This is a genomic window from Acidomonas methanolica, from assembly GCF_004346035.1.
Taxonomy (GTDB): Bacteria; Pseudomonadota; Alphaproteobacteria; order Acetobacterales; family Acetobacteraceae; genus Acidomonas; species Acidomonas methanolica.
The window spans coordinates 271010-284481 of sequence record NZ_SLZN01000002.1; the positions used below are offsets into that span (position 1 = coordinate 271010).

Annotated in this window: 11 protein-coding genes; 8 read left to right on the forward strand and 3 right to left on the reverse strand. The window is 68.0% G+C overall.

Annotated features, from left to right (window positions below; genetic code table 11):
* Window positions 1-123: 123 nt before the first annotated feature.
* The 3 genes from dnaG to EDC31_RS03080 are packed head-to-tail and all read right to left on the reverse strand — an operon-like array spanning window position 124 to window position 3214.
* Window positions 124-1944, reverse strand: coding sequence for a DNA primase (gene dnaG, locus EDC31_RS03070; RefSeq protein WP_042057973.1), 1821 nt, complete (start codon window positions 1942-1944; stop codon window positions 124-126).
* Between the two features lie 11 nt (window positions 1945-1955).
* Complete coding sequence (locus tag EDC31_RS03075; RefSeq protein ID WP_042057975.1) at window positions 1956-2708, reverse strand: class I SAM-dependent methyltransferase; 753 nt, start codon at window positions 2706-2708, stop codon at window positions 1956-1958.
* A gap of 53 nt (window positions 2709-2761) precedes the next feature.
* Window positions 2762-3214, reverse strand: a complete 453-nt coding sequence (locus EDC31_RS03080) for a GatB/YqeY domain-containing protein (RefSeq protein WP_042057978.1) — start codon at window positions 3212-3214, stop codon at window positions 2762-2764.
* 191 nt (window positions 3215-3405) lie between these two features.
* On the opposite strand from EDC31_RS03080, the gene carA reads away from it, so the two are divergent.
* The 8 genes from carA (at window position 3406) to EDC31_RS17625 (ending at window position 13377) form a co-directional block, all read left to right on the forward strand.
* Window positions 3406-4800: a glutamine-hydrolyzing carbamoyl-phosphate synthase small subunit gene (gene carA, locus EDC31_RS03085; RefSeq protein ID WP_042057980.1), complete on the forward strand. Its 1395-nt coding sequence runs from the start codon at window positions 3406-3408 to the stop codon at window positions 4798-4800.
* Between the two features lie 3 nt (window positions 4801-4803).
* Entirely contained in the window at window positions 4804-8058 is a 3255-nt protein-coding gene (gene carB, locus EDC31_RS03090; protein ID WP_042057983.1) for a carbamoyl-phosphate synthase large subunit, read from the forward strand.
* Between the two features lie 25 nt (window positions 8059-8083).
* Window positions 8084-8962 carry an SDR family oxidoreductase gene (locus EDC31_RS03095; protein ID WP_042057985.1) on the forward strand — a complete coding sequence of 293 codons (879 nt, stop codon included), beginning with the start codon at window positions 8084-8086 and terminating at the stop codon, window positions 8960-8962.
* Window positions 8963-8974: 12 nt separating this feature from the next.
* A complete protein-coding gene (locus tag EDC31_RS03100; protein ID WP_239641628.1) occupies window positions 8975-10156 on the forward strand; it encodes a hypothetical protein in 1182 nt (393 codons plus the stop codon).
* A 17-nt stretch (window positions 10157-10173) separates the two neighbouring features.
* Complete coding sequence (locus tag EDC31_RS18340; protein ID WP_256888105.1) at window positions 10174-10305, forward strand: hypothetical protein; 132 nt, start codon at window positions 10174-10176, stop codon at window positions 10303-10305.
* Window positions 10306-10367: 62 nt separating this feature from the next.
* The gene (locus EDC31_RS03105) at window positions 10368-11951 is read left to right on the forward strand and encodes a Na+/H+ antiporter (protein ID WP_042057990.1); all 1584 of its coding nucleotides are present in this window, start codon (window positions 10368-10370) and stop codon (window positions 11949-11951) included.
* 59 nt (window positions 11952-12010) lie between these two features.
* The gene (locus tag EDC31_RS03110; protein ID WP_042057992.1) at window positions 12011-13204 is read left to right on the forward strand and encodes a glycosyltransferase family 4 protein; all 1194 of its coding nucleotides are present in this window, start codon (window positions 12011-12013) and stop codon (window positions 13202-13204) included.
* The gene (locus tag EDC31_RS17625; protein WP_158310321.1) at window positions 13201-13377 is read left to right on the forward strand and encodes a hypothetical protein; all 177 of its coding nucleotides are present in this window, start codon (window positions 13201-13203) and stop codon (window positions 13375-13377) included. The genes EDC31_RS03110 and EDC31_RS17625 overlap by 4 nt, the downstream gene beginning before the upstream one ends.
* Window positions 13378-13472: the final 95 nt, after the last annotated feature.

Consider the following 13472-nt stretch of genomic DNA (forward strand, 5'->3'; position numbering starts at 1 on the left):
CCTCTCCAGCCGGCAAAGCCAGCCGGAAATTCCGGTAGCGTGCAGGTGGGGGAAAGGAGGGGCGAAGTCAAGAGGCGCTCCCCGCGCCCGGCCGAATGCCGCTTCCAATGTGGCGCGGCAGCCTCACTCCTCTTCGGCCATCGACTCGCCGCGTTGCAGCCGGGCATGCACCTTCAGCCGGGCGATGACCGCCTCCGGCGCTTTTTCGAGACTTGTATCGGCAAACATCAGACGAAGATCCTCCGCGACGAGGCGCTGGAACTCCTCGCGATTGGCAAGGCTGTAGAATTCCCACCAGCGCTCCAGCGGCCCGGCCTCCAGAAGCGCGTCCCCCTCCCCGCTGCGCGGCAGGCGCGGCAGGCGGCTCTCCAGCACGGCCTGCCGCTGCGTGCCGACCCCCCGCTCCACCAGCCACGCATGCAGGGACTCCGCGTCAAGATCGCGTCTGCCGCCCTGCTCGCCCAGCCAGTCGAACATCGCTTCCCGCAGGGTGTCCAGCGGCTCCGGCAGCGCGACCGCCGCCCAGGCCTGCTCCACATCGGGCAAACAGGCGGGATAGACGAGCAGGATCGCCGTCATGGCGTTCAGCCGTTCCCGCGCGCCGGAAGGCGGCGCGGCGGCGACGGGCATCCGGGCCGGGAGCGATCGCGCGAAGACCGGGCTCCCCGCGCGATGCTTCCCGCCACGCGCCATCGCGAAATAGCGGTCCAGCAAACTGCGGCGATATTCGGAAGCAAGCGAGCGATCTCCGATCAGCGCGGCCGAGGCTTCCAGCTTGGCACGCAGGGCGGCGCGCTGCTCCGGCCCCTCCCCGGACACGCCCGCCGAAAGGACGGAGAACAATTCATCCGCAAGCGAGGTCGCGCCGCCCAGCACACGCCGCATCGCCTCTGGCCCCTCGCGACGGATCAGACTGTCCGGATCGTCCTTCGCGTCCAGACGGCAGAAACGCAGGGTGCGTTCCGGACTCAGCAGCGGCAGCGCGGTTTCCGCCGCGCGCAAGGCGGCGCGCGCGCCCGCCGCATCGCCGTCGAGACAAATCACCGGCGCGGGCGCGGCCTGCCAGAGCAGTTCGAGCTGCTCCACACCCAGCGCCGTGCCGAGCGGCGCGACGGCGGCGCGAAATCCCGCCTGATGCAGCGCGATCACATCCATGTAGCCCTCGACCACGAGCAGGGTCTGGCCGTCGTCGCGCAGGGCCTGACGCGCGCGGTCGAGATTGAAGAGTGTGCGCCGCTTGGAGAAGAGCGCGGTTTCCGGCCCGTTCAGATATTTCGGCTGCCCGTCGCCCAGCGTGCGGGCGCCGAAGGAAACGAGTCTGCCGCGCCGGTCGCGAATCGGGAAGGTGACGCGGTTGAAGAACAGTTCTCCCCGTGGCGCGCCGCTTTCGTCGAGGCGCATCAGCCCAGCCTGGGCGAGCATCTGCGGCGTGATCTCCTGCCGCTGCATCTCGTCCGCCAGACCGCCACGCCCGTCGCCGGACCACCCGAGCCCGAACGTCTCGATCGTCTCCTCCGTCAGCCCGCGACGGCGCAGATAGTCCAGCCCCGCCTTGCCGTCCGGCTCCCGCAACTTCCGCCGCCAGACCGCCTGCACCGCCTCCAGCACGTCGCCCAGCGATTTCGCCTCGCGGGCCCGCGCCTCGGCGCGCGGGTCCTGCCGGGGCACGTCGAGTCCCGCCTCGCCCGCGAGCTGCTCCACCGCTTCCGGAAAGCTCCTCCCCTCGGACTGCATGACGAAAGAGATCACGTCGCCATGCGCGCCGCAGCCGAAGCAGTGGAAATGATCGTCATAGACATAGAAGGACGGCGTCTTCTCCCCGTGAAAAGGGCAGCACGCCTTCCAGTTCCGTCCCGACCGCACGAGCTTCGTCTTCCGCCCGATCACCGATGAAAGCGGCAGGCGTGTGCGAAGCTCGTCAAGAAAGGCCGGGTCGAACGCCATCGCTCAGTCTCTCATGGCGCGACGAGGAAGGTCGAAACGTCCAGCGTGAAGCTGCCGTCGGATTCGACTGCGAAGTGCCGGATGACCTCCGGCGGCGCGGCGCGCTGCAGGGACCGAATCGCCTCGATCCGCTCGGCGGGCGTTCTGGCGCGCGCGACCCAGCTTTCGAACGCCATGCGCAGGCGGTGAGTCGCGATCTCGGTGACGGTGAAGCCCGCGCGCGCCAGGAGTTCCGCCCATTCGGCGAGGGCGTAATCCCGCACATGCGTGATGTCGCGCAGGAGTTCCAGCGTCTGGAGCCAGCTATCCGCCAAGGCCGAGGCCGGGGCGGTGACGTCGATAAACAGGGCACAGCCCGATGACGCGAGGACGCGGCGCTCCTCGCGCAAGCCGGTGGCGGCGTCGGCCCAGTGATGCGTCGTGAACCGGCAGAACACCGCGTCGAACAGGCCGTTCGCGAAGGGCAGGCATTCGGCCGGAGCCTGGATCGCCGTGATGTTGGAGAGTCCCTGACGGCGGGCCTCCTCCGTGACCGCCGCCAGCATCGGCGCGGTCACGTCGCACGCCACCACCTCCCCGACATGCGGAGCGAGCCGGTAGCTGACATGACCGCCGCCGCACCCCAGGTCGAGCACCCGGCGCATTCCCTTGCCGGCGACCAGCCGCTCGATCGCGTCGAGATCGGCGCCCTGGCTATGGACCGCGCTGGCCACATAGTCTCCGGCGCGCTCGCCGTAGTGTCGCGCCACGTAATCCCCACTCATCGCCCTCTCCTGCTCCAATGGTGTGAAATCCGTGAGGCCCGCGTCCCAAAAGCTTATGACAACCTGGCCTTCACCACCCCGTTGACGCGCCCCATGTCGAGATCGCCGCCGAACTTCGCCTTCAGCGCCGCCATGACCTTGCCCATGTCCTTGACGCTCGCGGCCTCCGTCTCGGCAATGGCGGCATCGACCGCCGCCGCCAGGGCGGCGTCGTCCATCTCCGGTGGAAGATAGGAGCGGATCGCCGCGATCTCGCCTTCCTCCTTCTCCGCGAGTTCCGGTCGGCCGCCCTCGCGGTAAAGCGTCGCCGACTCCGTGCGGGACTTGATCATGCCGCGCAGCATGGGGACGATTTCGCCGTCGCCGATCTCCTTGCCCGAGACGCGGGCCGCGACGTCCAGATCCTTGATCTTCGCCGTGATGCCGCGAAGCTGCGAGACGCGCTCGGCGTCCTTGGCCTTCATCGCGGTCTTGAGGTCTTCGGCAATCTGTTCGCGCAATCCCATGACGGGCTCCTTGTTGTCTGTGTGACTCTCTGACGGGCATCCGCCTGCGCGTCTGCCCCGGGGGCGGAAGGGGCCGGGAAGTTTCGTCCCACTTCGCACTCATAAAAAACATGTGGGAAAAAACTTCCCACCGCCCCGCCGTGTCGGCTAGTTAGCATGATCGGCGCAAGCGTCCGAGAGGGCAAAGACGAATGGACATCGACGGCATCATCACCCGCATCGGCGGACCGGAGGCGCTGGCCGCGCTGACCGGAGTCGGCACGGAGGCCATTCGCAAATGGCGTCAGGCCCGGGCGATTCCCGCCAGACACTGGGCCGCCCTGCTGCGCACGGGCATCACCCTCGCCGATCTCGCGCCCGGAACCACCCCTGAAGAAGAGACCCACGCCGTGTCCGACGCTGCCCAGAAAACCGTGCCGGCAACGGCCCCGATGACGGGCCCGCCGGGCGCCACCGCCGTTCTCGTCCTCGCCGACGGAACGGCGTTCTGGGGGCGCGGCTTCGGCGCATACACGGACATGGGGGGCGCAGCCGTCGGCGAACTCTGCTTCTCCACGGGATTGACCGGATATCAGGAAACGATGACCGATCCGTCCTTCGCCGGGCAGATCGTGACGTTCACTTTCCCGCATATCGGCAATGTGGGCACCAATGCCGAGGATGACGAAGCCCCGCGCGTCGCGGCGCGTGGCGTGGTCGTCAAGGAGGACGTGACCGCCCCGGCCAACTGGCGGTCCACCGCGCCGCTGGCCGACTGGATGGCGCGGCGGGGCCTGACGGGCATCGCGGGCGTCGACACCCGCCTCGTCACCCGCCGCCTGCGCGACGGCGGCCCACAGACCGCCGTTCTGGCCTTTCCCGAACATGGGCGATTCGATCTCGACTCGCTGAAAGCACAGGCGCGGGACTGGCCCGGCCTGGAGGGCATGGACCTCGCCGGAGAGGTCACCTGCGCGCAGAGCTATACCTGGGCGCTCGGCGTCTGGGAGCGGCCCGTGCCGGAGCGCGCCGTACGCCGCCGTGTTGTCGCGGTGGATTACGGCGCCAAGCGCAACATCCTGCGCTGCCTCGTGACGGCGGGGTGCGACGTGACCGTCGTTCCGGCCACCGCGACGGCGGAGGAGATCCTCCGCCACGATCCGGAAGGAGTGTTCCTCTCCAACGGGCCGGGCGATCCGGCGGCGACGGGCCGCTACGCCGTCCCCACGATCCGCGGCATTCTGGAGAAGGGTGTGCCCGTCTTCGGCATCTGCCTCGGCCACCAGCTTCTTGCCCAGGCGCTGGGCGCGCGAACCTACAAGCTGGAGCGCGGCCATCGCGGGGCGAACCAGCCGGTGAAGGATCTGGAAACCGGCAAGGTGGAGATCACCAGCCAGAATCACGGTTTCGCCGTGGACGAATCGTCCCTCCCCGCCGATGTGATCGTCACCCACAAGAGCCTGTTCGACGGGTCGAACGAGGGCATCCGCTCGACGACGAGAGACGCCTTCTCCGTGCAGTACCACCCGGAGGCGAGTCCGGGACCGACCGACAGCTTCCATCTCTTCGAGCGATTCGTCGCGCTGATGGACAAGAGAGCCGCCTGAGCCATGCCGAAACGTACAGACATCACCTCGATCCTCATCGTCGGCGCGGGGCCGATCGTCATCGGCCAGGCCTGCGAGTTCGATTATTCGGGAACGCAGGCGTGCAAGGCGCTCAGGGAGGAAGGCTATCGCGTCATCCTCATCAACTCGAATCCCGCCACGATCATGACCGACCCGGGGCTGGCCGACGCCACCTATGTCGAGCCGATCACGCCGGATTTCATCGAGCGCATCATCCTCAAGGAACGGCCGGACGCGATCCTGCCCACCATGGGCGGGCAGACGGCGCTCAACGCCGCCATGGCGCTGGACCGCTCGGGCTTCCTGAAGAAACACGGCGTCGAACTGATCGGCGCGGACGCCGATGTCATCGACCGCGCCGAGGACCGGCTAAAATTCCGCGAGGCGATGGACGAGATCGGCATCGAAAGCCCCCGCTCCGCCATCGCGCACACGATCGAGGAGGCGCGCGCCGCGCTGGACGAGGTGGGCCTGCCCGCCATCATCCGCCCGTCCTTCACCATGGGCGGCGCGGGCGGCGGCATCGCCTATAACCGCGAGGAGTTCGACCAGATCGTCCTCGGCGGGCTGGACGCCTCGCCGACGACCGAGGTGCTGATCGAGGAATCGGTGCTCGGCTGGAAGGAGTTCGAGATGGAGGTGGTCCGCGACCGCGCGGATAACTGCATCATCGTCTGTTCCATCGAGAATATCGACCCGATGGGCGTGCATACCGGCGATTCCATCACCGTCGCCCCCGCGCTGACGCTGACCGACAAGGAATACCAGCGGATGCGCGACGCCTCGATCGCGTGCCTGCGCAGGATCGGGGTGGAGACGGGCGGCTCGAACGTCCAGTTTGGCGTCAACCCGGCGGACGGGCGCATGGTCGTCATCGAGATGAACCCGCGCGTCTCGCGCTCCTCGGCGCTGGCGTCCAAGGCGACGGGATTCCCCATCGCCAAGATCGCCGCCAAGCTCGCCGTGGGCTACACGCTCGACGAACTCGCCAACGACATCACCGGCACGACGCCCGCCAGCTTCGAGCCGACCATCGACTATGTGGTGGTGAAGATCCCGCGCTTCACCTTCGAGAAATTCCCCGGCGCGCCCGCACTGCTTTCGACCTCGATGAAATCGGTCGGCGAGGCGATGTCGGTCGGCCGCTCCTTCGCCGAGGCGTTGCAGAAGGGCCTGCGGTCGATGGAGACCGGGCTGACGGGGCTCGATCCGGTCGAACCGCCGGGCGACGGCTCGCTGGACGCCTATCGCGCAGCACTTTCCGAGCCGCGGCCTGAGCGCATCCTGATGGCCGCGCAGGCGATGCGCGCGGGCCTCAGCCTCGACGACATCCACACCGCCTGCCGCTTCGAGCCCTGGTTCCTGCGTCAACTCCACGAGATCGTCGTCACCGAGAACGAAATCGCCGCCAACGGTCTGCCGCACGACGCGCTGAACCTGCGGCGCGTCAAGGCCATGGGCTTCTCCGACAGGCAACTCGCCCGGCTGACCGGCCAGACTCCCGGTGCGATCGCGGCGCGGCGACACACGCTCGGCGTCACGCCGGTCTATCGCCGGATCGACACCTGCGCCGCCGAATTCGCGTCCGACACGCCCTATCTCTATTCCTCCTATGAGGGCGGGTTCGGCACGCCGGAATGCGAGAGCCGCCCGACGGGCCGCGACAAGATCGTCATCCTCGGCGGCGGGCCGAACCGCATCGGACAGGGAATCGAGTTCGACTACTGCTGCGTCCATGCCGCCTACGCGCTGCGCGAGGCGGGGTTCGAGACCATCATGGTCAACTGCAACCCCGAGACCGTCTCCACCGATTACGACACCTCGGACCGGCTCTATTTCGAGCCGCTGACCGACGAGGACGTGATCGCGCTGATCCGCACGGAGCAGGCGGGCGGCACCGTGCTGGGCTGCATCGTGCAATATGGCGGCCAGACGCCGCTCAAGCTCTCCCGCGCGCTGGAGGAGGCCGGGATTCCCCTGCTCGGCACCCCGGCCGACGCGATCGACCGCGCGGAGGATCGCGAGCGGTTCCAGACCATGCTCCGCAAGCTCGGGCTGCGTCAGCCGCATAACGGCATCGCCCGCACGCCCGGCGAGGCGGAAGCCGTGGCGGAAAAGGTGGGGTATCCCGTCGTCGTCCGCCCCTCCTACGTGCTCGGCGGCCGCGCGATGGAGATCGTGTACGACCGCGCCGGTCTCCAGCGTTATCTGCGCTCGACGCTGATCCAGGCCGGAACGGAGGTCTCCTCCGGCCCGATCCTGCTCGATCATTATCTGAACGACGCGATCGAGGCGGATGTGGACTGCATCTCCGACGGCGAGACGGTCTATGTCGCGGGCGTCATGGAGCATATCGAGGAGGCGGGCATCCATTCCGGCGATTCCGCCTGCTCGCTGCCGCCCTACACCCTCCCCCCCGCCATCGTGACCGAACTCAAGGCCCAGACCGAGGCCATGGCGCGGGAGCTGGGCATCGTCGGGCTGATGAACGTGCAATACGCCATCAAGGATGACGAGGTCTTCGTCCTCGAGGTGAATCCGCGCGCCTCGCGGACGGTGCCCTTCGTCGCCAAGGCCACGGGAGTTCCGGTCGCCAAGATCGGCGCGCGGGTCATGGCCGGGGCGAAGCTGGCGGATTTCCGTCTGGACGACGACGCGGTCGCGCCCCATGTGGCGGTGAAGGAGGCGGTCTTCCCCTTCCATCGCTTCCCCAACACGGACACGATCCTCGGCCCGGAGATGCGCTCCACCGGCGAGGTCATCGGCCTCGATTCCAGCTTCGAGCGCGCCTTCGCCAAGTCCCAGCTCGCGGCCGGGGTCAAGCTGCCGCAATCCGGAACGGTCCTGCTTTCCGTCCGCGAGGGGCAGAAGGCGCAGATCACGGCGCTGGGCCGCAAGCTGGTCGAGATGGGCTTCTCCATCATGGCCACGCGCGGCACCGCGGCGCGGCTGGAGGAGGCGGGGCTCGCCGTCACGCATGTCAACAAGGTGCTGGAAGGCCGCCCCCATTGCGTGGATGCCATCCGCTCCGGCGACGTGCAGATGGTCATCAACACCGCCCAGGGCGCGCAGTCGGTGCGGGACAGCTACGATATCCGTCGCTCCTCCCTGCTTGCCGGCGTCCCACACTTCACCACCCTCGCGGGCGCGCGGGCGGCGATCTACGCGATCTCGGCCATGAAGGAGGGCGCGCTGGACGTGGCGCCGCTGCAATCCTACTTCAAGGCGGCGTTCTGACGCAGGGGCAGGTCAAGTGACCGCGATGGAGAGGTCAGGAACGGATCAGCCTCATCTCGTCATCCTCGGCCTCGGCTATATCGGCACGGTCGTCGCCCGGACCGGCGTGGCGCGGGGCTGGAGGGTGACGGGCACGCACCGTCACCTGCGCGAGGGAGAAGAGGACGGCGTGCGGCGGGTGTGTTTCACGCAGGTCGGAGACGCCTTGCGGACCGCCACGCATGTCCTGATCTCGACACCGCCCGAGAATGGGCGCGACCCGGCATTCGCGCTTTTCGCCGACATCATCGCCGATGCGTGCCGCCTGCGATGGATCGGCTACTACTCGACGACAGGCGTGTATGGCGACCGGGCGGGCGGCACCGTCGACGAGACCACGCCGCCTCGTCCCACGCAGGCCCGGGGGAGGATGCGACTCGATGCCGAAACCAGCTGGCAGGCTCTGGCGGCGCGTCGGCGCGTGGCCTGCGATCTCATGCGCCTCGGGGGGATCTATGGGCCGGGCCGCTCCGTTCTGGACGCGTTGCGGGCGGGGACGGCCCGGCTGATCGCCGCGCCGGCTCATCTCTTCAGCCGAATCCATCGTGACGACGCCGCAGGCGCCACATGGGCGGCGATCGACACGGCGGCGGGATGCCGGGTGCTGAACCTGGTCGATTCCCGTCCGTCGAGCCAGAGCGAGGTGACGCGCTTCGGCGCGGAGTTGCTGCGTATCGCGCCGCCGCAGGCCGTTTCGCTGGCCGATTCATTGACCGGCATGAGCGAGACGGGTCAGAGTTTCTGGAAGGAACGCCGGGTCGTGCGGTCCGACATGACGGAGCGGAGTCTGGGCCGATGCTGGCTCTATCCCTCCTATCGCGAAGGGCTCGCGGCGATTCTGGCGGCCGAAGACGGGGTGGGGTAAGCACGGGAGCCCATGACAGACTGCCCTCTCCCTTCCCGCCCGGCCCGCATCATGTCCCGCGTCCTGCCCCGCGCGTGCGGTCTGGTCGGCACGCTGGCGCTGGGCGGGTGTTTTTCCATCGGACCCGGACGGCTGACCCACGACCAGCTCGACTATTCCCGCGCGCTGGGCGAGACGCAGAAGCACGAGATGCTGCTGAATATCGTGCGCATCCGCTACGCCGATCCGCCCACCTTTCTCGACACGACTCAGGTGATCGCCGGATATCAGCTCAGCCGCACGCTGAATGGCGGATTCTATGCCTATCCGGCCGCAGTGACGAGCTATCTCTTCGGCTCGGGAAGTGCAACGATGCAGGAGACGCCGACTTTCACCTACCAGCCCGAGACCGGGCAGCAATATGCCGAGAACGTCGTCCGCCCGATCTCGCCGGTCGTCGTCATGCCGCTCAGCCTCGGCGGATTGCCGATCGATTCGCTGTTGCGTCTGACGGCGCAGTCCATCGACGGGCTGAGCAACGTGCGCGCGCTGGGCGCCGGGCCGGGCGGGGGCGGCTCGCTGAAATTCTACCTGTTGCTTCATGATCTGCGGCAGCTTCAGGTCGCGGGGGCCATGACCATCCGCATCGCCACCGATCCGCCCAAGGGCGGACAGGCTGACGACCACGACAAGTCCGACAGCGCCCATGGCGGCACGGGGAGCGGTTCGGGCGGGGCGAACGGCGTCGAGCACGCCTTCCTCGTTCTCCCCGCGACCTCGGACCCTGCGCTGGCCTCCATTCAGGCCGAGGTGCGCCGCCTCCTCATGCTCTCGCCCCATGCCGAGGAGGCGGAGATCGTCTATGGCCCCTATCCCAAGGTGCCGGGGCAGATCGCCATCCTCACACGCTCGATGTTCGCCATCCTTTCGCAGATCGCCTACGAAATCATCGTCCCGGACGAGGACGTCACCTCCGGCCGCACGCCGCCGACCATCAGTCCGGTCGGAATCGAGACACGGCCGGATGTGGTGGTGCATAGTGGAAAAGAATTGCCCGACGACATCTATACGGGCGTAAAATACCGCAACCGCTGGTTCTGGATCGAGGATTCGGATTTCCATAGCAAGCTGAGCTTCACCATGATCCAGATTCTGGCCGCGCTGGCGGCGACCAGCCATTCGCCCGGCGCGGTCATCACCATTCCGGCGAATTGAGAGGAGAAGGCATCATCATGGCGCGCAAGGAAGAGAGCTTCGTCGGCTGGGGCGTGATCGGCCTCCTCGCCCTGTTCGGTTTCGGCGTCGCGGCGGTGCTGGTGACGGCCATGGCGAATGGCGGTCCCGCGCTCGAGTTCATCCCATAGACCCTGCCCATAGTTCTCGCTCACAGGCCGCGCGTCAGCCCTGGCCAGAAATCCGGTCCGCCATGACATCCACGAGCATCTTTGAATTTCTTCTCTACATCCTCGTGGCGATTCTGGCGCTCGAGGTCGTGGCGCGCCGCCTTGCCCTGCCGCCCGCCGTCGCGCTGATCGCGGGCGGCGTCGTGATGGCCGTCCTGCCCGGCGTCCCGGATTTCGCGATCGAGCCGGAACTGGTGCTCGTCCTGTTCCTCCCGCCCCTGCTGATGGAAGGCGGGTATTTCACCTCCTGGCATGATTTCAGGCGGCATATCGGCGGCATCCTGTCGCTGGCCGTCGGAGCGGTACTGTTCACGACCCTCGCCGTCGGACTGGCGGCACACTGGGCGATGCCGTCCCTCCCCTGGGCGGCCTGTTTCGCTCTCGGCGCCATCGTTTCCCCGCCCGACGCCGTGGCGGCGCGCGCGGTGCTCGAGCGCGTCGAACTGCCGCGCCGCCTGCTGGTGGAACTGCAAGGCGAGAGCTTGCTGAACGACGCGACGGGGCTGACGCTGCTGCAATTCGCGATCGTCGCCGCCATGACGCATCATTTCAGCGCCGGGGCGGCTCTGGGCAAATTCTTCATCCTGGCGGCGGGCGGCGGGATCGTCGGCGTGACGATCGCCTGGGGGTGGCTGAAGACGCTGCCATTGCTGAAAGACAGCTCGCTCACCATCCTCTCCTCGTTTCTCGTGAGTTGGGCGGCCTATATTCTGGGCGAGGGGCTCCGCGTCTCCGGCGTCCTGGCGGTGGTCGCGGCTGGCATGGTGGTGGGCTGGCGCCAGCACGAGGCCTTTCCGGCCTCGCTGCGGGTCCGGATAACGTCCTTTTGGCAGGTCATGGTGTTCCTGCTGGAAGCCTTCGTCTTCATCCTGATCGGCCTGACATTGCGGGAAATCACCCGCCATATCGGCAGCCCGTCCGAGGCGCTGGCCCTTTACGGCAAGCCGGTTCTCGTCGTTATCGCGACGGTGATCGCCGCGCGCTTCGTCTGGGTCTACGGCGCGGGGCTCGCCTATAGCGGCCTGGCGCGTCTGCTGAAACGCCGGGCCGTTCCCTTCTCCTGGCGTTCGGCCTTCGCGATCAGCTGGGCGGGCATGCGCGGCGTGGTGACGATCGCCATCGCCCTCGCTCTGCCCGATGCGATGCCGGGACGCGGCTTCATCATCATTACCGCCTTCGCCGTGGTGTTCGTGACGGTGATCGTGCAGGGCACGTCTCTGGGCCGGGTTATCGGCCTGCTGCGCCTGCGGAAAACGGAGGGGGGCACTCTCTCGCGGCGCGAGGCTTTGGCGCGCGTGATCCGCGCGCAGCATGCGGCCATCGAGACGCTGGCCTATGACGAGAGCGGCACCCTCGTGCATCCGCGTCTGCTGGAACAGTTCAGCCACCGCGTGCGCGCCTCGCAGAACTATGTGGACAACAGGGAGGCTCTTGCCGGGGCGCGTCAGGCCCATTACGAGACGCTTCTCGCAACGATCGAGGCCGGAAGGCAGGAATTGCTGGCGCTGCACCGCGCCGGACGGGTGGAGGACGAGCTGATGCACAATCTGGAACAGCAGCTCGACCTTCAGGAACTCGCCGCCGATCTCGAACGCTCGGCCCCCTGACGCCGACGCCGGAACCCACCCCGCCTGCCTTCGGGCGTACAGGACCCGTCCATCTTTCAATGCGCCCTTCCGCTCCGTCCCCCACCATCCTTCAGGTTCTGCCCGCGCTGGGAACCGGCGGAGTCGAACGCGGGGCGCTGGAAATCGCACAGGCCGTCATCGCCGCCGGCGGCCGCGCCATCGTGGCCAGCGCGGGCGGCCCGGGCGTCGAGACGCTGCGGCGCATGGGCGCGTCACACGTCACGCTCGGCCTGAACCGGAAATCCCCTCCGTCCATCTGGCGCAACCGGAGTGCTCTCGCGCGGCTGATCGAGCGCGAGGGAATCGATCTCGTCCATGCCCGTTCGCGCGCGCCCGCATGGGCGGCGATCGGCGCCTGCCGCCGCAGCGGCGTACCGCTGGTGACGACGTGGCACGGCGTCCATCACGAGAATTTTCCGGGGAAAAAGCGCTATAACGCGGTGCTGGCCAAGGGCGCGCGGGTCATCGCGATCAGCGCCTACGTCGCCGAGCGGCTGACACGGGATTATGATGTCGGGCCGGATCGTCTGCGACTGATTCCACGCGGCGCGGATGTGACCCGCTTCGACCCGGCGCAGGTTTCGGGGCAGCGCGTGCAGGCGCTCGCCGAAGCGTGGAATCTGCCCGAAGACGCGCGGATCATCATGCTGCCGGGGCGGCTGACGCCTTGGAAGGGGCAGATGCTGATGGTCGATGCCCTGCTCCGGCTGGAGCGGCTGATCCATGAGAACTGGATCTGCGTGCTGGTCGGCCCCGTCGATCCGAAGGACAAATTCGTCCGCGCCCTTCATAAGCGAATCAGGTCACTGGGGCTTTCCGACAGGCTCCGCTTCGCCGGAATGTGCAAGGACATGCCTGCCGCCTATGCGCTGGCGGATGTGGTCGTCACGCCCTCGTTGCGTCCCGAGCCGTTCGGAAGGGTCGCCGTCGAGGCGCAGGCCATGGGCCGCCCGGTCATCGCGTCCTCGCAGGGCGGGGCGATGGAAACGGTCCTGCCGGGCGAAACCGGCCTGCTGGTCCCGCCAGGCGATGCGGAGGCGCTCGCCCGGGCGCTGGCTGATGTCATCGCCGCCCCGCCGGACGCGCTGGCATGGCTGGCGGAGCGGGCGCGCGCGCATGTGCTGGCGCATTTCACCACGCGGCGGATGCAGCATGAGACGCTGGCAGTGTATGACGAGGTGCTCGGCACGTCGCTCGCCGCGCGCTTTCCGCTCCCGGAGGAGACGTTTTGAGCGAGGATGACAGGCGGCCGGACAAGCCGCGTCCGACCATGAAGGAAAAGGCGCGGGCCGAGCTGGACGCGCGGCGCGCTCGGGAGGCCGCGGCCTTGCGGGCGAATCTCCGCCGCCGCAAGCAGCAGGTGCGCGACCGGACGGAGAAGGCGCCGGAGGATCGCGAGGGCTGACCCGCCGCCTCCCCGCAGACGCAAATTGCGCCTCTGCGGGCGAAACGCTATGGCTGGGGACAAGAACGATGGGAACGGGGCCGCCCGTTCCGCGA